At 57.2% G+C, this 19,313-nt stretch carries 19 protein-coding genes; 12 read left to right on the forward strand and 7 right to left on the reverse strand.

Annotated features, from left to right (window positions below):
- Window positions 1–46 precede the first annotated feature (46 nt).
- The 4 genes from HV355_RS00160 to HV355_RS00175 form a co-directional block, all read right to left on the reverse strand.
- Window positions 47–1,564, reverse strand: coding sequence for a carbohydrate porin (locus tag HV355_RS00160; protein ID WP_182400626.1), 1,518 nt, complete (start codon window positions 1,562–1,564; stop codon window positions 47–49).
- A 170-nt stretch (window positions 1,565–1,734) separates the two neighbouring features.
- On the reverse strand, window positions 1,735–2,625 hold the full coding sequence (locus HV355_RS00165) for an aminoimidazole riboside kinase (protein ID WP_182400627.1): 891 nt from the start codon (window positions 2,623–2,625) through the stop codon (window positions 1,735–1,737).
- 100 nt (window positions 2,626–2,725) lie between these two features.
- The gene (locus HV355_RS00170) at window positions 2,726–3,937 is read right to left on the reverse strand and encodes a diguanylate phosphodiesterase (protein WP_182400628.1); all 1,212 of its coding nucleotides are present in this window, start codon (window positions 3,935–3,937) and stop codon (window positions 2,726–2,728) included.
- A gap of 88 nt (window positions 3,938–4,025) precedes the next feature.
- Window positions 4,026–5,501, reverse strand: a complete 1,476-nt coding sequence (locus HV355_RS00175) for an alpha/beta hydrolase (protein ID WP_174339582.1) — start codon at window positions 5,499–5,501, stop codon at window positions 4,026–4,028.
- A 267-nt stretch (window positions 5,502–5,768) separates the two neighbouring features.
- Between HV355_RS00175 and HV355_RS00180 the strand changes: the two genes are divergently transcribed.
- The 7 genes from HV355_RS00180 to HV355_RS00210 are packed head-to-tail and all read left to right on the forward strand — an operon-like array spanning window position 5,769 to window position 12,603.
- Window positions 5,769–6,623 (forward strand): MurR/RpiR family transcriptional regulator, encoded by an 855-nt coding sequence (locus HV355_RS00180; RefSeq protein WP_182400629.1) that lies wholly within the window; start codon window positions 5,769–5,771, stop codon window positions 6,621–6,623.
- 12 nt (window positions 6,624–6,635) lie between these two features.
- On the forward strand, window positions 6,636–7,211 hold the full coding sequence (gene ddpX, locus HV355_RS00185; protein WP_010431314.1) for a D-alanyl-D-alanine dipeptidase: 576 nt from the start codon (window positions 6,636–6,638) through the stop codon (window positions 7,209–7,211).
- Window positions 7,212–7,226: 15 nt separating this feature from the next.
- The gene (locus tag HV355_RS00190; protein ID WP_182400630.1) at window positions 7,227–8,759 is read left to right on the forward strand and encodes an ABC transporter substrate-binding protein; all 1,533 of its coding nucleotides are present in this window, start codon (window positions 7,227–7,229) and stop codon (window positions 8,757–8,759) included.
- 23 nt (window positions 8,760–8,782) lie between these two features.
- Entirely contained in the window at window positions 8,783–9,805 is a 1,023-nt protein-coding gene (locus HV355_RS00195; protein ID WP_126817046.1) for an ABC transporter permease, read from the forward strand.
- A complete protein-coding gene (gene ddpC, locus HV355_RS00200; protein WP_108417419.1) occupies window positions 9,802–10,695 on the forward strand; it encodes a D,D-dipeptide ABC transporter permease in 894 nt (297 codons plus the stop codon). The genes HV355_RS00195 and ddpC overlap by 4 nt, the downstream gene beginning before the upstream one ends.
- Window positions 10,695–11,681, forward strand: coding sequence for an ABC transporter ATP-binding protein (locus HV355_RS00205; protein ID WP_182400631.1), 987 nt, complete (start codon window positions 10,695–10,697; stop codon window positions 11,679–11,681). Before ddpC ends, HV355_RS00205 begins: the two co-directional genes overlap by 1 nt.
- On the forward strand, window positions 11,674–12,603 hold the full coding sequence (locus tag HV355_RS00210; RefSeq protein WP_100166613.1) for an ABC transporter ATP-binding protein: 930 nt from the start codon (window positions 11,674–11,676) through the stop codon (window positions 12,601–12,603). The genes HV355_RS00205 and HV355_RS00210 overlap by 8 nt, the downstream gene beginning before the upstream one ends.
- Here HV355_RS00210 and HV355_RS00215 read toward each other — a convergent pair.
- Window positions 12,600–13,349 carry an SDR family oxidoreductase gene (locus tag HV355_RS00215; protein WP_108417417.1) on the reverse strand — a complete coding sequence of 250 codons (750 nt, stop codon included), beginning with the start codon at window positions 13,347–13,349 and terminating at the stop codon, window positions 12,600–12,602. The genes HV355_RS00210 and HV355_RS00215 overlap by 4 nt on opposite strands.
- 117 nt (window positions 13,350–13,466) lie before the next feature.
- Here HV355_RS00215 and HV355_RS00220 point away from each other — a divergent pair, with 117 nt between their 5' ends.
- The gene (locus HV355_RS00220; protein ID WP_010431331.1) at window positions 13,467–14,372 is read left to right on the forward strand and encodes a LysR family transcriptional regulator; all 906 of its coding nucleotides are present in this window, start codon (window positions 13,467–13,469) and stop codon (window positions 14,370–14,372) included.
- 24 nt (window positions 14,373–14,396) lie between these two features.
- On the opposite strand, the gene HV355_RS00225 is transcribed toward HV355_RS00220, so the two are convergent.
- Both HV355_RS00225 and HV355_RS00230 read right to left on the reverse strand, forming a co-directional pair.
- Window positions 14,397–14,825 carry an OsmC family protein gene (locus HV355_RS00225; protein WP_182400632.1) on the reverse strand — a complete coding sequence of 143 codons (429 nt, stop codon included), beginning with the start codon at window positions 14,823–14,825 and terminating at the stop codon, window positions 14,397–14,399.
- 75 nt (window positions 14,826–14,900) lie between these two features.
- Window positions 14,901–15,782: a LysR family transcriptional regulator gene (locus HV355_RS00230; protein ID WP_249420806.1), complete on the reverse strand. Its 882-nt coding sequence runs from the start codon at window positions 15,780–15,782 to the stop codon at window positions 14,901–14,903.
- Window positions 15,783–15,893: 111 nt separating this feature from the next.
- Here HV355_RS00230 and HV355_RS00235 point away from each other — a divergent pair, with 111 nt between their 5' ends.
- From HV355_RS00235 to HV355_RS00250, 4 genes are all read left to right on the forward strand, one after another.
- Complete coding sequence (locus HV355_RS00235; RefSeq protein ID WP_182400634.1) at window positions 15,894–16,745, forward strand: Vmh family MBL fold metallo-hydrolase; 852 nt, start codon at window positions 15,894–15,896, stop codon at window positions 16,743–16,745.
- A 230-nt stretch (window positions 16,746–16,975) separates the two neighbouring features.
- Window positions 16,976–17,191 (forward strand): biofilm-dependent modulation protein, encoded by a 216-nt coding sequence (bdm, locus tag HV355_RS00240; protein WP_182400635.1) that lies wholly within the window; start codon window positions 16,976–16,978, stop codon window positions 17,189–17,191.
- Window positions 17,192–17,286: 95 nt separating this feature from the next.
- Complete coding sequence (sra, locus tag HV355_RS00245) at window positions 17,287–17,424, forward strand: stationary-phase-induced ribosome-associated protein (protein WP_013096533.1); 138 nt, start codon at window positions 17,287–17,289, stop codon at window positions 17,422–17,424.
- 176 nt (window positions 17,425–17,600) lie between these two features.
- Window positions 17,601–19,298 (forward strand): NAD-dependent malic enzyme, encoded by a 1,698-nt coding sequence (locus tag HV355_RS00250; RefSeq protein WP_089598514.1) that lies wholly within the window; start codon window positions 17,601–17,603, stop codon window positions 19,296–19,298.
- Window positions 19,299–19,313: the final 15 nt, after the last annotated feature.

Raw genomic sequence — 19,313 nt, forward strand, 5'->3', positions numbered from 1 at the left:
TTTTTATGATGTGCGAAACGCTCCCGCCAGGCGGGAGCGTGATGGGTTAAAACCAGGTTTCCATCTGAACCCCAAAGTTCCATTCCCCGCCAGCGTTGAAGCCGCTGCTGCCAAAGGCATCATCGCTGGCGTAATTATCCAGTTTGCTGCTCCAGTCCATCCAGGTGGCAAACAGGCGCAGCTCCGGACGGCTGAAGAAATCACCAATCTTGCCCGCTTTTAACGTCGGGGCGAAGGTCAGCTTGTAGAAGCTACCGTTGACCGCATTGCGATCCTTATAGCCTTCCGGGTTTAAGTCCATATACTGATAGCTGCCCTCGAACGCGAGGGCGAAATTCTGCGTGACCTCTTTGATCAGGCGCGTATTCAGGGTGACCCACTCATAGCTGTCGCCTTTCACGTAGCGGTCCTTGCTGCTCTGCGCCAGCATGGCAGGCGCGATATGCCAGCCACCGCCGAGCGGCGTGACACCGTAACTTGCAAAGCGCCAGGTATCGGCTTCCGACAGCAACGCGCCATCCGAACCGATGCTTTTGACCTCGGCGCCCAGACCGTGGCCGTAGAGCAGCGCCGTTTTGGCGGAACCTTCACGCAGCCCGTAGAAACTCTCGTTATGCAGGCCGACCAGGGCGTGCACGCCGTTGTTCGCCGCATCGGTTTTAATCAGATCGCCGCTGCTGTCTTTACGGTCATCATTATCCTTCGCGCGTAAGCCGCTGACCATGACCTGGAGCGGACCGGCGAAGTGGTTCATGCTGAGGATGTAGTTCTGAACGTTATTGTCGATCTCCTCTTCGCTGCCAAAGTTGCGGCCATAAATCGAGAAGTTGCTGCGCAGGTTCTCGTTCCACTTCACGTCATACACGCCGCCGCCGGTCCCGGCGAGAAACACCACGTCGGAGTCCAGCCAGTGAATGTCAAAGTTATCGCGATCGAATCGTTTACCCGCCCAAAAGGTGCTGCCCTTTAGCGCGCCGGTAAAATCCGGCAGATTTCCCAGTTCGGCAAAGGCCTGACGTATATTGAGATCGCTGGTATCGGCGGACCAGTCGTTATAGGTCTTCTGACCGTCGGCAAGCATTGCCTTGAAGCGGGTGGTCGCCCCGCTGTCGAGCGTCTGTTTGTGCTCCACGTTCAGCTCAACGTAGGTGTCTGCTTCGTTACCCAGACGCCCTACCGCACCACCGGTTTCCCCGGCTGGCGTCAGGTATGGACCACTTTTACTGCTGGAGGCCGCGTCGTTCATCAGCAGCCCCGAACGGGCGTAGCCGTGGAACTCAAACCCGCTGCTCTGGTCGGCTTTTTTCTCCAGCACCGTCGTACGTTGCGCCACCGCCTGAGTGGTGGTTTGCGCCTGCTGCTGTGCCGCCACCAGCTGCTGCGTTTTTTGCTCCGCCGCCGTGGCGCGTTTCTCGGCAACCTGTGCGCGGGTTTCCGCAGCCTGGAGGCGCTGCTCCATCGCGGCAAGGCGCGCTTCAATGCTTGTCATATCCGTTTGGGCAAAAACAGAGGTACTGCCGGCCAGCATGCCTATCATCACGGCAAGTCTGCGTTTTTTATACATTTTGTCGCATCCCTAAAAGAATTTATTAAAAGTGCTAAATTGCTAAACCGGTTTAGGTTGCTGATACTAAACCTGTGAAATTTGGATCGGCAATGTTTTTTGCTAAACCGATTTAGTTTGTGTGATCGAGGCGACAATTCAGGCCGCCGACGGGCGGCCAAAGGGGGGAATTACAGTTCGTGACGGTAAGGCAGCGCGGTCATTGCGCCTTTCGCCGTCGTGGCTAACGCGCCGCAGCGCTGCGCGAGTCCGATGACCGGGACAAGTTCCTGACCGGCGGCCAGTCCGTACAGAAGACCGGCCACGAAGGCATCACCTGCTCCGGTCGTATCGACACACTCCACGGAGGTTGCCGGATAGTGTTTCACGGCGCCATCATGCCAGGCGATAACGCCCTCTTTGCCCAGCGTGACCAGCACCAGACGGGCCGGACAGCGGCGCATGAGTGACGCCAGCCCGGTTTTTACCTGAGCGTCGTGGGTTAAAAACGTCAGCTCCTCAACGGAGAGTTTGACCACGTCTGCGTGCTGCAAAGCCAGTTCGAGGCAGCGGCGAAGTTCGTTCTCATCAGCCCAGAGATCAGGGCGAATATTGGGGTCGAAACTGACGTAACCACCCGCTTCCCTGATGGAGGTCATCGCCTGAAACGCCGCTGAGCGGCTCGGTTCTGCGCTTAAGGCGATGGAGCAGACGTGCAGCCACTCACCGGCGCTGAAGGACGGCAGATCGGCGGGTTCCAGAAACAAATCGGCGCTCGGGCGCACCATGAAGGTAAACGAGCGTTCGCCATGGTCATCCAGATCGACAACCACTGTGGAGGTACGATGCGCAGGGTCAAGGCGCATCTGCCGCACCTCAACCTGCTCATCAGCTAATATCTGATACATAAAGCGCCCAAAAGGATCGTCGCCCACTCTGCCGATAAACGCGCTGTTTCCCCCCAGCCGCGCAACGCCAACCGCCACGTTTGCCGGTGCGCCGCCGGGGCATTGCAGTAACCTGCCTTCCCCATCTGGCAGGAGATCCACTACGGCATCACCAAGAACCCAGATCTTTTTCATGTCACCCTCTCTGCTAAACAATGTTAAACCGTTTTAGCTATTTAAGCATAGCCTGCCATGAGGGGGAAATAGTTGAGGAGGAATTGTATGGAATGCGTGGTCAACGCGTCATATGCGGCCAGTTAATATCAGACACGCCATTCAGCTGTGGGCGTGCAAACAAAAAGCCCTGGAAACGGCGTATTCCGGCAGACTCAAGCCAGAACCACTCTTCGAGCTTCTCGATGCCTTCGGCCACCAGGGTAATTTCCAGGTCGGTACAACAGCTGATGATTGAGCGCACAATCGCCTGCTTCGGACCGCTTAGGTGAATATTGCTGACAATCTCCCGGTCGATTTTAATTTTATCCGGCTGGAATCGGGTCAGCAGAGAAAGTCCGGCATAGCCAGAGCCAAAATCGTCAATGGCCAGACCAATCCCTTCTACACGCAGCTGTTTAATGGCGCTGTTAAACTGATTGAAACCGGAAATCATCTCGTTTTCGGTCACTTCGATGATGACCTGTTCAGGCTGTAAACCGTACCTGCCGATCTGTTCGACCAAAAACTCAACCGCGCCAGGCACATTCACCAGCGACATTGGCAGCAGGTTCACTGCAAGTTTGTGACTCCCGATCCCCAGTTTTTCGGCCAGCGCGAAGGCATAGGCTTTGGTTTGCAGATCGACCTCGTAAATCTTATCCGGGTCGAGAGCATTGAAGAAATGCTCCGGGCTTCCGCCGTCATTTCCGCGGATCAGCGCTTCAAAAGAGCTAATTTTGCCTTCCGAGGGCTCGACAATCGGCTGAAGGGCAAACTGGCAGGGCTGATCGGCAAACAGCCCCAGGCCGTGACGAAAAACCGTGCTCTCGCGGGAAAGCGTCCATTTCTCCGGTTCGTAATGCGAGCCAGACGATGTCGATTTACTGCCGGTAATAAACGACTGGATAAATTTAAACACCCGATCGTCAGATGTCAGATAACTCTCGAGCTTGCTGTAATGCAGAACTGATTCCAGAACCTCTTTCTGCGACTGGACCTGCAGATCGAACAGCAGCATGCCGACGTTGTCGAAACGTCGGCGCGGACCGTAATCCCGCATGAGTTCCACCACGTCTGCATGCCGTTTATCTTCGCGGATCTTATGGAAGAGCTTCACCACGCTCTCTTCCTTCCCTTCGAGAAGTTGCAGAATTTCGCTTCCGTTCGAGAGAAGAATACCGGTGATGTTCTCCCCCGTATTACGGATCCTGGCCTTTTCAACCAGCGCGCTGAGCTCTGCAGTGCTGCAGGATAAATTCCACTGGCTTCGATAAATGAGAGTAGTAAGCACAGAATCGGGGTCCGGATATAAGGTAAACGTCTGAACGTTACTGTTTAACATACTTCCCCCTTGCGGCCTAATCTATTCATTAAACCAATTAATTCCCCTCAATGCGCCCGTTAATCCGCGCCTGCATATAGTCGTAAAACGGATTCGACGTGACCCGCATGAGCGCATCCTTCCCGACGCTAAGAACCGAGGTCTCGCCCCACAGCGCAATGGTCCCCAGGCTAATGCCATAGCGGTTTTTGACCTCCGGATGACGGCCATACAGATCATCTTCAGGAGGGAACGGGATGGCCACATGCGAGAGCGAATAGACCTCTTGCGGATACGGAGTGGAGAGCGGAACTACCGTTTCACGCGTACTCTCCGCAGGCGTAATCTTAGCAACCGTGTCATCACTGTCTGCCCTGCGATTGGTCACCACCGTGACACTGTAACGCCTTTTTGCCGCAGGCAGGAGATCGGCAAGCGCTGTCCATGAAGAGGGTTTAAACAACGGACGGAAGCTCGCCGCCTGGTTAATATCAAATACCACCAGTTCACTGCCGTTTGCCGGAAGCTGGTCGAACAGCCCCGTCACCACCGCCCGGGTACTGACCGTAGAGTCCATGATGGACTGAAACGCTATCACCGGAGAGAGCTGGTCGAGGCGGTGGATCTGCGCATCATGGCTAAGCTGCTGCTGCAACGCCTGCGTCAGTAACCACGACTGTCGCGCCGCGTTCACCGGAAACGAATTATATTTGTAAGGGTTATATTCTGGAGCAATGTTGAGCCACGCGGCTTTGGCAAATGCCGGTAACATCGCGGGTAGTCCGGCGAATCCGGCAAAACGGGCGAACGCCGTAACGCCAATCATGGGTGACAGCAGAACCAGCTGCTGAGGTTTGCGCAGCGTCGGGGCGTCGAGCGCATCAAGGGCATACTTCATGGCCAGCGCCCCGCCGTTGGAATACCCCACCAGATGCAGCGGCACCGCATCTCCCGCCAGACGCGTCGCTTCACGTACGGCAAGCCGCGTCGCCGCCATCCACATCTCCCAGTCGACATCCGTTAACGCACCGGGCGCGGTGCCATGACCGGGCAGGCGCGGAACAACGGCGACAAAGCCGTGCTGCTGATAGTTAACCGCAAGGTGTTTTACGCTGTAAGGCGAATCCGTCAGTCCGTGAAGCAGCACCACCGCTCCGCGTGGTTTGCCTTTTGGCATCAGCACAAATGAACGGTTGGCATCGGGTGAAAACTGTCCTGGCCATACCAGGCTCTGGCGGTTGTAGCGGTTAAGGGGGGTCTGCTCTTCTGCTTCCGTTTTCGCCGTCACCTCGTTTTCCAGCGCGCTGAAAATGGCGTTTTCGCGGGTCAGGTACTGGGCGAAATTTGCCTTGTCCATCTCCTGGACGGACATTTCATCCGCGCGCCAGGTATGCCAGCGGTGCAGTTCCGGCCCCTGCTGCGAGAGATAAACCCGCACGGCGAGCAGTACAAACAGGATAATCCCCAACACCAGGATACTTTTCTTTGCGAACGCGATCAGCCGCACGCTGACACGCCAGGGCCAATTCGCCATGCCGATTTTCCTTTCCAGCTCAGTGTCCTTCAATCTTAACAAAAATGTGAAGGCACTGACGTATTCACCAAAATCATTCTCCTCCGCTTCGACCAATGCACCAAAAGTGAACTACGCTGCACAAATGTTGATCATTGGTTAAACAAATATTGCATTAACTTTGCTGCATAGCGGGTTTTACCCGCTCTGTGAACATGGCACGCGTCCTGCATTGTTAATCAGATAACAAAAAATCGGCAATTGACAGCCAGTTAACAGCGAGGCGGTATGACGACACAACCTGAAGTGCTGAGCCGTATCGAAGCGACCTTCAGTCAGCTCACGCCAAGCGAAAAGCGGGTGGCAAGCTGGATGCTGGCGCACGCCGCGCAGATCCCCTTTGAAACGGCAGAAAGCGTGGCGCTGATTACCGGGACCAGCGGGATCACCGTCGGGCGCTTCCTGCGCAAGCTGGGCTACCGCAATCTGGACGATGCCAAAAAAAGCCTGCGCGACCCTTATCAGCCCTGGGGCATGAACGAGCGTCTTGACTCGTGGCAGCAGCAGCAACCGCTGTCGGACCGCGTTCAGCACTCGCTTTCCCTGGAAATTGACGCGATTACGCACGTGTACCAGCTGGCGCAAAGCGAGGCCTTCAGGCAGGTGGTCCATCAGCTTGCCCGTGCAGACGCGGTTTTTGTGCTGGGTATTCAGTCGACGCGCGGGATCGCTAATGCGTTCTTCAGCCATCTGGAATATCTGCGCCCGCGCGTGAGCTACTCAGAAGGGTTATCCGGCAGTTGGGTGGAGTCCCTGAACTCCGGATTTGCGAACCCCTACGTGGTGCTGACCGATACCCGTGCCTACTCCGCTATCGCCCGTCAGTACTGTCGCGTCGCGAGTGAAAAAGGCATTCCGATGGCGATCATTACCGATATCTGGTGTCCGTGGGCGCGGGATTACCCTATCGATTTACTGCAGGTGAAAACCGATACCGGACACTTCTGGGATTCACTTGCCCCCGTCAGTTGCCTGTTCAACCTGCTGCTCTCGGGCGTGGTGGAAGCACTGGGTGAAGCGCTGCCGGAACGCCTCGCGGTAAACCGACAGCTACAACAAGAGTTTGGTCAATTCGAACGCTAAAGGAGTGGATCAATGTCCGACGAGTATCAACTGGTTGATGTGGCGAAGACGTTTCCCGCGCTGCATATCGATCTTAAATACGCCACCGATGACAACATCACCGGCAGGCCGATTTATCAGGAAGCGCGATGCTTGCTGCATACCGATGCGGCTACCGCGTTAGCGAAATCGATCGGCATTGCTACCCTGGCCGGACTGAAACTGGTGGTCTACGACGCCTACCGTCCGCAGGAGGCCCAGGCGCAGCTGTGGGATGCCTGCCCAAACCCGGAATACGTGGTTGATGTGGCCATTGGCTCGAACCACAGCCGGGGGACCGCCATCGACGTCACCTTGATGGATGAACGGGGTCACGTGCTGGATATGGGCGCCGGGTTTGACGAAATGCACGACCGCTCGCATCCGTATCACCCTTCCGTACCGCCGCAGGCACAGCGCAACCGCCTGCTGCTCAACGCCATTATGTTTGGCGGCGGATTCGTGGGCATCAGCAGCGAATGGTGGCATTTCGAGCTGCCAAACGCCGCAGGCTACCCGCTGTTAGACGATCAATTTCCCTGTTTTTCGACCACACACGCTGCACGTTAATACTGGAGCCCGGCCATGAAAAAAACGCTTCTGACCACGCTGATCGCCGCTACGCTGGCGTTAACTTCTACCGCTGCACTGGCAGCCGTCCCCAAAGATATGCTGGTGATTGGCAAGGCGGCCGATCCGCAAACCCTCGACCCGGCGGTGACAATTGATAACAACGACTGGACGGTCACCTACCCGTCCTATCAACGTCTGGTGAAATACAAGCCGGGCACGACCGAGGTGGAAGGCGATCTGTCGACGGGCTGGAAAGCGTCCGACGACCAGAAAGAGTGGACATTTACCCTGACGGACAACGCCAGATTCTCGGACGGTACGCCGGTCACCGCCGAGGCGGTCAAGCTATCCTTCGAACGTCTGCTGAAAATCGCTCAGGGCCCGTCGGAAGCCTTCCCGAAAGATCTCAAGATTGATGCGGTTGATGAGCACACGGTGAAATTTACCCTCAGCCAGCCGTTTGCCCCGTTCCTCTATACGCTGGCGAACGACGGGGCCTCCATCATTAACCCGGCGGCGCTGAAAGCCAATTCCGCCGATGATGCACGCGATTTTCTGGCACAGAACACGGCGGGATCTGGCCCGTTTATGCTGAAAAGCTGGCAGAAAGGCCAGCAGCTGGTGCTGGTACCGAACCCACACTGGCCGGGCGACAAGCCGCACTTTAAGCGCGTGTCGGTGAAGATCATTGGCGAGAGCGCATCGCGCCGCCTGCAGCTTTCCCGAGGCGATCTGGACATCGCCGACTCTCTGCCGGTGGATCAGCTTTCCGCCCTCAAGCAGGAAGGCAAAGTGACCGTCGCGGAATACCCGTCCCTGCGCGTGACCTATCTCTATCTGAACAACAGCAAAGCGCCGATGAACCAGGCTGATTTACGCCGGGCAGTCTCCTGGGCGACGGACTATCAGGGGATGGTGAAAGGTATTCTGAGCGGCAACGGCAAGCAGATGCGCGGGCCGATCCCGGACGGCATGTGGGGCTATGACGCCACCGCCCTGCAGTACAGCTTTGACGAGGCCAAAGCCAAAGCGGCGCTGGAAAAAGTGAAGGATAAACCCGCCAGCCTGACGTTCCTCTATTCCGACAACGATCCGAACTGGGAGCCGATCGCCCTCTCCACTCAGGCGAGCCTCGGCAAGCTCGGGATTAACGTCAAGCTGGAGAAACTGGCCAACGCCACCATGCGCGACCGCGTGGGCAAAGGCGATTACGACATCGCCATCGGCAACTGGAGCCCGGACTTTGCCGACCCGTATATGTTCATGAACTACTGGTTCGAATCGGACAAAAAAGGGCTGCCGGGCAACCGCTCGTTCTATGAGAACAAAGAGGTCGATGCCCTGCTTCAGGCGGCGCTGAAAACCACTGACCAGGCCGAGCGCACCAAAGACTACCAGCAGGCGCAAAAAGTGGTGATTGACGAGGCGGCCTACGTTTATCTGTTCCAGAAAAACTACCAGCTGGCGATGAACAAAGAGGTCAAAGGCTTCACCTTTAATCCGATGCTCGAGCAGGTGTTCAACATCGCCACCATGAGCAAGTAGCGGCTCTCGCCGGGGGAAAATGTATGACGTTCTGGAGCATTCTGCGCCAGCGCTGCTGGGGGTTACTCCTGGTGGTGGCCGGTGTCTGTATTATCACCTTTGTTATTTCACACATGATCCCCGGCGATCCGGCCCGCCTGCTGGCCGGTGACCGCGCCAGCGACGAAATGGTCCAGAGCATCCGCCAGCAGCTGGGGCTGGACCAGCCGCTCTGGGTCCAGTTTGGTCGCTACGTGGACGCGCTGGCGCACGGTGATTTAGGCACCTCCATCCGCACGGGGCGGCCGGTGGCGGAAGATTTGAAGGCCTTTTTTCCCGCCACGCTGGAACTGGCCTTTTGCTCCCTGCTGCTGGCGCTGGTGATTGGCGTGCCGCTGGGCATTTTATCCGCGGTCTACCGTAACCGCTGGCTGGACCACCTGGTGCGGCTGATGGCGATGACCGGCATCTCCACGCCCGCGTTTTGGCTGGGGCTGGGGGTGATTGTGCTGTTCTACGGACAACTGCAAATTCTCCCGGGCGGCGGCAGGCTGGATGACTGGCTCGATCCGCCCACGCACGTGACCGGGTTTTATCTGCTGGATGCGCTGCTGGAAGGCAACGGCGAGGTGTTTTTCAACGCGCTGCAGCACCTGATTCTCCCCTCGCTCACCCTGGCGTTTGTTCACCTGGGGATTGTAGCGCGACAGGTTCGCTCGGCGATGCTGGAGCAGCTTAGCGAGGATTATATCCGCACCGCCCGCGCCAGCGGCCTGCCGGGCTGGTACATCGTCCTGCGCTATGCTCTGCCCAATGCGATGATCCCGTCGATTACGGTGCTCGGGCTGGCGCTGGGCGATCTGCTTTACGGTGCGGTGCTGACCGAAACCGTCTTTGCCTGGCCGGGAATGGGTGCCTGGGTGGTGACCTCTATTCAGGCGCTGGATTTCCCGGCAGTAATGGGCTTCGCGGTGGTGGTGTCGCTGGCATATGTCTTCGTCAATCTGGTGGTGGATCTGCTCTATCTGTGGATTGACCCACGAATCGGGCGCGGAGGTGCCGAATGATGTTAACTCAGGAAACGTCCGTCCCCGTAAAACCCGCAAAGCAGCGCATCAACTGGGCAAAGCTGTTCTGGATGCTGCGCCAAAGCCCGCTCACGCTGATTGGCGGCGTAATAATGCTGCTGATGCTGGCGCTGATGGTGACATCACCGTGGATCGTACCGCACGACCCGAACGCGCTCGACCTGACCGCCCGCCTGCAGGCACCGTCTGCGCAACACTGGTTTGGCACCGATGAAGTGGGCCGCGATCTGTTCAGCCGGGTGCTGATTGGCAGCCAGCAGTCCATTACCGCAGGGTTAGCCGTGGTGGCGATCGCGGGCGGTATTGGCTCGCTGCTCGGCTGTCTGTCCGGCGTGCTGGGCGGGCGCGGTGACGCCATTATCATGCGGATCATGGACATTATGCTCTCCATCCCTTCGCTGGTGCTGACGATGGCGCTGGCCGCCGCGCTCGGCCCGAGCCTGTTTAACGCCATGCTGGCGATTGCGATTGTGCGCATTCCGTTTTATGTCCGCCTGGCGCGCGGGCAAACGCTGGTGGTGCGCCAGTTTACCTACGTGCAGGCCGCACGTACCTTTGGCGCTTCGCGATGGCACTTGATCAGCTGGCACATCCTGCGCAACGCCCTGCCGCCGCTGATTGTGCAGGCCTCACTGGATATCGGCAGCGCGATCCTGATGGCCGCCACGCTGGGCTTCATTGGTTTAGGCGCGCAGCAGCCCACCGCCGAATGGGGTGCGATGGTCGCCGTTGGCCGCAACTACGTGCTTGACCAGTGGTGGTACTGCGCCTTTCCGGGCGCGGCGATTCTGATCACCGCTGTCGGTTTTAACCTGTTTGGCGATGGGATCCGCGACCTGCTGGATCCGAAATCGGGAGGAAAGCAGTGATGAGTGATGCCGTTTTAGCGATAGAAGATGTACACCTGAGCTTCCCGGTTTTTCGCGGGGACGTTCATGCGCTTAACCACGTTTCGCTGGAGATCAAACGCGGGGAAATCGTCGGCGTGGTGGGCGAATCCGGCTCGGGCAAATCGGTGACGGCGATGCTGGCGATGCGCCTGCTGCCGGAAGGCAGCTACCGTGTTCATCACGGAAAGGTCACTCTGCTGGGTGAAGACGTGCTGAACGCCACGGAAAAACAGCTTCGCCAGTGGCGCGGCGCGAAGGTGGCGATGATTTTTCAGGAGCCGATGACGGCCCTCAATCCCACCCGGCGCATCGGCAAACAGATGGTGGAGGTGATCCGCCAGCATCAGCCGCTTTCCCGACGGGAGGCACAGCAAAAAGCCATCAGCCTGCTGGAGGAGATGCAAATCCCCGACGCGGCCAGAGTGATGGAGCGCTACCCGTTTGAGCTTTCCGGCGGCATGCGTCAGCGGGTGATGATTGCCCTTGCCTTCTCCTGCGAGCCGGAGCTTATCGTTGCGGATGAGCCCACCACCGCGCTGGATGTGACCGTCCAGCTGCAGGTGCTGCGGTTACTGAAGCATAAAGCGCGCGCCAGCGGTACCTCGGTGCTGTTTATCAGCCACGACATGGCGGTGGTATCGCAGCTTTGTGACCGGATGTACGTGATGTATGCAGGGAGCGTGATAGAGAGCGGTGCCACGCAGACGTTAATTCATCATCCCGTTCATCCCTATTCCATCGGCCTGCTGCAGTGCGCACCGGAAAACGGCCAACCTCGCGATGTTCTACCCGCCATTCCCGGCACGGTACCCAACCTCAGCCAGCTTCCGCGCGGGTGTGCATTTCGCGAGCGCTGCTTTGCCGCTGGCGCGAAATGCGGCGAAACGCCCCGCCTTATGCCACATGGCGCTGAAGGTCAACAGGCGGCATGCTGGTACCCGCAACAGGGGGCACACCATGTCTGACATTCTGCTGGAACTGAACAGCGTGCACGTGAACTTTACCGCGCGCAAAAACTGGCTTGGGCGCGTTACTGAGCAGGTTCACGCCCTCAACGGGCTGGATCTCCAGCTCCATCGGGGCGAAACGCTGGGCATTGTCGGAGAGTCCGGCTGCGGCAAAAGCACGCTGGCGCAGCTGCTGATGGGGATGCTCAAACCCAGTACCGGCGTTTGCCAGCGGACACACCATGCTGGCGATATGCAGATGGTGTTTCAGGATCCGCTCTCGTCGCTCGATCCGCGCTTGCCGGTCTGGCGGATTATCACCGAGCCGGTGTGGGTGCAAAAACGCAGCAGCGTACGTGAACGTCGCCAGCTTGCTGAGGATCTGGCGCTGCAGGTCGGGATTCGTCCGGAATACCTCGACAGGCTTCCCCACGCGTTTTCGGGCGGCCAGCGCCAGCGCATCGCCATCGCCCGTGCGCTCTCGTCCGATCCTGACGTCATCGTGCTGGATGAACCCACCAGCGCGCTGGATATCTCCGTGCAGGCGCAGATCCTCAATCTGCTGATCAAGCTACAGCAGCAGCGCAATCTCACCTATGTGCTGATCTCGCATAACGTCTCGGTGGTCCGGCACATGAGCGACCGCGTGGCGGTGATGTATCTGGGTCAAATCGTTGAGCTGGGAAGCGCCGCGCAGGTTCTGGGGGATCCTCAGCACCCGTATACCCGGCTGCTGCTGGACTCCGTCCCGAAAACCGGCGTGCCGCTGGATGAAGCGCTGGCGCTGCGTAAAACGGACCTTCCGGGTAACCGTCATCTGCCAGAAGGGTGTTATTTTCGCGACCGCTGCCCGATGGCAACGCAGGGGTGTGAACGTCCTCAGCCGTTACAGCCCTCGCGTGAGGGCCGGAACGTGCGCTGCTGGCGAAATGCGGGTTAGATTTGCGCCATTCCGCCGTCGACAAACAGCTCGACGGCGTTAATAAAGCTGGCCGCGTCGGAGGCCAGAAACGCCACCGCTTTACCGACCTCTCCCGGTGCCCCTAAGCGGCCCAGCGGAACCTGAGCGGCCAGCGCGTCGTAAAGCCCCTGGCGCTGGGATTCTGGCACCAGGTCACCCAGTCCTGGGGTTTTGACTGGACCAGGGCTGACGACGTTGACGCGAATGCCCCGCCCCTGCAAATCCAGTGCCCAGGAGCGGGCAAAGTTACGCACGGCGGCCTTACTGGCGCTGTACACGCTGAAGTTGGCGGTCCCTTTCACCGACACGGTCGACCCCGTAAGGATGATGGATGAGCCGGTGACCAACAGCGGCAGCGCTTTTTGTACCGTAAACAGTACGCCGCGCACGTTAATGCCGAAGATCCGGTCAAACTGCTCTTCGGTGATGGCCCCGAGCGGCAGCATGTCCCCGCCGCCTGCGTTAGCAAACAGGATATCCAGGTGACCTGCTTCTTGTGCAATTTGGGCGTAGATCCGGTCGAGATCGGCAAGCGAAGAGACGTCTGCACGGATACCCACGGCAGCGGCACCGATGCTGGTGACAGCGGCATCCAGCTCAGCCTGGCGGCGACCGGTAATATAGACCTTAGCACCCTGTGCCGCCAGCTCCTGCGCGGTTGCCAGACCAATACCTGTGCTGCCGCCGGTGACCAGTGCGATTTTTCCTGCGAGCGTTGTGTTCATTGTATTCACCTTTAATGAGGGGGTTGGGTTGAACACACTTTAGCGCTGGCGTTATTGGTGAAAAATGGGCAAAAATGAAAATAACTATTCACACAGAGAAATAATCCGGGGGATCGCATGGATCAATTACTGGCGATGCGGGCGTTTACGCGAGTCGTCGAATCCGGCAGCTTCACGCGTGCGGCAGATTCTCTGAACATGCCGATCGCCACGCTGAGCAAGCTGGTTAAATCGCTGGAAACGCATCTGGAAACGAGGCTGCTGCACCGGACGACCCGCCGCGTCGTGACGACGCTGGAGGGGACGGAATACTATGAAAAAGCCATGCGGGTGCTGATTGATATTGAGGATATCGACACCTCGTTTCGCGCCTCCTGCTGTACGCCCAAAGGGCATTTGCGTATTGACGTCGGCGGCTCCACCGCGCGTGACGTGCTGATCCCCCTGCTGCCGGACTTTATGCAGCGGTATCCGGATATTCGCATCGATCTGGGCGTGGCTGACCGCCCGGTAGATTTGATAGGCGGCAATGTGGACTGCGTGATCCGCGGTGGCCCGCTTGATGATTCAACGCTGATCGCCCGCCGCATCGGGGAGGCGGAAAGGGTGACCTGTGCGTCACCCGACTATTTGAAGCGTCACGGCATTCCCGCGTACCCGCAAGAGCTGCGCAATGGACACAAGCTGGTGAGCTATCTCTCACCCGTAACCGGACGGGCGTTTCCTTTTCGCTTCAGAGAAAACGGCGAGGCGCTGGAAATCAGCGTGCCGCACTATCTTGGGGTAAACGAAAGCAATGCGCACCTGGCGGCGGCGGTCGCGGGGCTGGGAATTATTCAGACGTTTGGCTACGCGGCCCGTTCCTCTTTGAGAACCGGAGCGTTAGTTGAAATCCTTCATGAATGGCGTCCTACGGATTATCCTTTTCATGTGGTTTATCCGCAGAACCGGCATCTGACGCATCGCCTGCGGGCATTTATTACGTGGCTGGGTGACGTGTTCCCGACAGCGTTGAAGGGCTAGCCGGGCGGGCGCCCGGCTTTAGACTTAGTTGAGCTTATAGTCCAGCGTGATTTCCGCTTTTAATACCTGCGATACCGGGCATCCAGCTTTGGCCTTCTGGATGATGCCGTCGAATTTCTGCGGGTCGATACCCGGTACGGTGACCTTACTGTTCAGCGCAATTTTTGTGATCGCAAAACCACCGTCGGTTTTATCCAGTGAGACATCCGCCGTGGTGTCAATGGAATCCGCGGTGAAGCCCGCTTCACCAATCATCAGCGACAGCGCCATTGAGAAACAGGCGGCGTGCGCTGCGCCAATCAACTCTTCCGGGTTCGTGCCCTTAGCGCCTTCAAAACGGGTGTTAAAGCCGTAAGGTTGTTGATTCAGGACGCCACTTTCCGTTGAAACCGTCCCTTTTCCTGATTTGATGTCACCAGACCAGTGTGCCGAACCGTGCTTATGAATCGTCATTCTTGCTCTCCTTTTGGCTTACAAAGGGTTAAGTATAGGACGCTAAGCGTATTCTGCATGAAAGACAGACGAGTCTTAACCCTCCATGAGCGACTTAGCCAGTGCATCAAGGAACACCCGCTGAGCCGCAGGCTGGTAATCCCGAGATTGGTAGATGCCAAAAATGCCGATCGGCTTGGGCGTTAATGCCTCGAGCACCTGCACCAGCTTACCCTGTGATAGGGCTTCCTTAACCTCGCGCTCCGGTAGCATCGCGATGCCGCCGTGGTGAATGGCGGCGTCCATCAAGAGAGACGAAATGCTGGCACTGAAGTTTCCGCTCACCGCAATTGAAACGGCTTCCCCCTCCGGCGTCAAAAACGACCAGGACTGACCCGCGAAGAAGCTGTAGTGCAGGCAGTTGTGGTTGGCCAGGTCGGCTGCGGTCGTCGGTGCCCCATAAAGCGCAAGGTAGTCGGGCGAAGCACAAAGCACCGAGCGGCACTCACCCAGCCTGCGGGCAATCATTCCCGGTTCCGGGTTATCCGTGATGCGAATCGCCACGTCAATCCGTTCTCCGACAAGGCTCACCGGATGGTTGTTCACGTCCAGCTCAACGCGCAGCTGCGGAAACCGGGACAGCAGATCGGGCAGCACCGGCGCGATAATGTGCATAGCGGTAAAATGCGCGCAGGCCACCCGCAGCGTGCCTGAAGGCAAATCTCTTGCCGACTGATCTTCAATTTCCTGCGACAGCTGCGAAAGGGTGCGCGTTTTTTGCAGCACCTTTTCCCCTGCCGCCGTCAGCGTTAGCTTGCGCGTCGAGCGGTTTACCAGCCGCGTTCCCGCCCACTTTTCCATCTGTTCCAGATAGCGGCTGACCATTGGGCGAGAAATACCCAGCGCGCGGGCTGCCGCGCTCAGGCTCCCCAGCTCGCATATTCGGTTATAGACCTGAGCAGCAATAACGCGATCCATACAACACTCCATTTGCTCGATTTATGAAACAAAGCATGTCTTGTTTCAGGAATTCTGGCAAATGCGAATATCCGTACAATAGCGATATTCCTGAACAACAGAGACAACAGCATGAAATTCACTCACCTTGCCCTGCTTTCCACCCTTTTCACTCCGGCTGTGTTTGCCGCGCCGTTGACCATTGATACCTATAACCCGCAGGAAAAAGGCATTTTTGCGGTCTCCTCCACGCTGGTCTCCGGCCCGAAAGAGGCGGTGCTGTTTGACGCGCAGTTCAGCGTGAAAGATGGCGAAGCGCTGGTAGAAAAAATCCGCAAAAGCGGGAAAACACTGAACAAGATTGTGATCACCTCCGGCGATCCGGATTTCTATTTTGGCCTTCAGCCGCTGGTGAAAGCCTTCCCGAATGCCAAAGTGGTGGCCACGCAGCATGTGGTTGACCATATCAAAGCCACCAAAGACGCCAAGCTCGCCTTCTGGGGTCCGCAGATGAAAGACGGCGCGCCAACGGAGCTGGTTGTCCCGCAGGTGCTCGCGTCCACCACGTTTATGGTTGACGGAGAAAAGATCGATATTGAGGAGCCAGACAGCTACGCGGCCTATGTGTGGATCCCATCAGCGAAGACTATCCTCGGCGGCACCGGCGTCTCCTGGGGCATTCACGTCTGGACAGCGGATACCCAAACGTCGGCTCGCCGTCAGCAGTGGCAGGAAACCCTGGATAATATGGCCGCGCACAAGCCAGAGCGCGTGATCCCGGGCCACTACCTCGGTACGCCGCCAGCCGGAACCGGCACTATCGACTTTACCCGCACGTATCTGCAGCAGTTTGAACAGGCATTGGCCAAGCATAAGGATTCTGCTGGCGTGATTGCCGCGATGAAAAAACAGCAGCCGGACCTGGCCGAAGTCAGCTCTCTTGAGTTAAGCGCAAAGGTGAATACCGGCGAAATGAAGTGGTAAGTTAAAATCTGCTCCTGCTATATTTCCGTGATAGCAGGAGCAACCCGCAAATATCTACCCACTCTCCCATTGATTCCCCCTCCTTTTTAAAAGCACATAAAAGCATGCACTTATGACTTTTTTAATTCTAAGATGAATCTTACACACAGCGCCGGAAATATTTGCCATTCTGAATGTGAATTATATTTTTGCACGCCGTAACATTAAACAGACAACGACACGGAGGCAGCATGTTTACTTATTACCCGGCAAATACTACAGCAGCACAACCGGAACTTGTTAACGCCATTGCGCAGGGTCTTCACGCCGAGCACGGTGCTGTGACTGAAGACGACACTTTGATGGAACTGACCAAGTGGGTGGAATCCACAGACAATGACATCCTCAGTGACATCTACCAGCAGACCATTAACTATGTTGTTAGCGGGCGAAACGCACCTTTGTAAAAACCTGCTAAGCTGGATCTGCAACCTAAGGGGTTACATTTCGTTTGCGTAAGCAAGCTTGTCCTTAAAACTATCAACAGGATTGAGGAGTTAACATGAAATCGAACCGTCAGGCACGCCATATTCTGGGACTGAACTACAAGCTTTCAAACCAACGTAAAGTGGTGATTGAGGGCGACAGTGAAACGCAGGTCACCCACGCCACGGGCAGAAAGCGCCACGCAGGCAAGTAAGTTCCAGTAAGAAATTTACGACACCATCGGTAATCCCGATGGTGTTTTTGTTTATGTGTTGCGGTAATTAATATTTAGCTCCTTTATAATACCGCCCGACCGCACCCCGTAGCACAGGCCAGAAAGATGACAAACAGCAGTGTCAGGGACGGATCTTCATAAAAAGAGTGAGTGACATGGACAACAAACTGAAAAAACATCGTTCCTTATATATCCCATACGCCGGACCCGTTTTACTCGAATTTCCCCTGCTCAACAAAGGCAGCGCCTTCAGCATGGAAGAGCGCGGCAGCTTTAACCTGCTTGGCCTCTTGCCTGAAGTGGTTGAAACCATTGAAGAACAGGCAGAGCGCGCCTGGATCCAGTATCAGGGCTTCAAGACGGAAATCGACAAACACATCTACCTGCGCAACATCCAGGACACCAACGAAACCCTCTTCTATCGCCTGGTGCAAAACCATCTCGAAGAGATGATGCCGGTGATCTACACCCCGACGGTGGGTGCCGCCTGTGAACGTTTCTCTGAGATCTATCGTCGTTCGCGTGGGGTATTTATCTCTTATCAGAACCGTCACAACATGGACGATATTCTGCAGAACGTGCCAAACCACAATATTAAAGTCATCGTGGTGACCGACGGCGAACGTATTCTGGGTCTTGGTGACCAGGGCATTGGCGGGATGGGGATCCCAATCGGTAAGCTCTCCTTGTATACCGCCTGCGGCGGCATCAGCCCGGCGTATACCCTGCCGGTGGTGCTGGATGTCGGAACCAATAACCAGCAGCTGTTGAACGATCCGCTTTACATGGGCTGGCGTCATCCGCGTATTACCGACGATGAGTACTATCAGTTTGTCGACGACTTCATCCAGGCCGTGAAACAGCGCTGGCCGGACGTACTCTTGCAGTTCGAAGACTTTGCGCAGAAGAACGCGATGCCGCTGCTGAACCGTTATCGGGATGAGATCTGCTCGTTCAACGACGATATCCAGGGCACCGCTTCGGTAACCGTAGGCACGCTGATCGCAGCCAGCCGCGCAGCCGGTAGCCAGCTGAGCTACCAGAAAATTGTCTTCCTTGGCGCAGGCTCTGCGGGCTGTGGTATTGCCGAGCAGATTATCGCCCAGACGCAGCGTGAAGGGTTAAGCGAAGAGCTGGCCCGCTCCCGCGTCTTTATGGTTGACCGTTTCGGCCTGCTGACCGACGGTATGCCGAACCTGCTGCCGTTCCAGACCAAGCTGGTGCAGAAGCGCGAAAACCTGAAAAACTGGGATACCGACAACGAAGTCCTTTCCCTGCTGGACGTGGTGCGCAACGTGAAGCCGGATATCCTCATCGGCGTTTCCGGACAAACCGGTCTCTTTACCGAAGAGATCATCCGCGAGATGCACAAGCACTGCGAGCGCCCTATCGTGATGCCGCTGTCTAACCCGACCTCGCGCGTGGAAGCGACGCCGCAGGACATCATCGCCTGGACAGAAGGTAATGCGCTGGTCGCGACCGGCAGTCCGTTCGATCCGGTGGTGTGGAAGGATAAAACCTATCCGATTGCCCAGTGCAACAACTCCTACATCTTCCCGGGCATTGGTTTGGGCGTGATCGCCTCCGGCGCATCCCGCATTACCGACGAAATGCTGATGTCGGCAAGCGAAACCCTGGCGGGCCACTCTCCGCTGGTCAATGACGGCGAAGGTCTGGTGCTGCCAGAGCTGAAAGACATTCACAAGGTGTCGCGCGCTATCGCATTCGCGGTAGGAAAAATGGCGCAGCAGCAGGGCGTGGCGGTGAAAACCTCTGCCGACGCGCTGCAGCAGGCCATCGACGACAACTTCTGGAAGCCTGAATACCGCAGCTATCGCCGTACCTCGATTTAAAATGTGAGTGGGCCA

The organism is Enterobacter sp. RHBSTW-01064, from assembly GCF_014103035.1.
GTDB lineage: Bacteria > Pseudomonadota > Gammaproteobacteria > Enterobacterales > Enterobacteriaceae > Enterobacter > Enterobacter mori.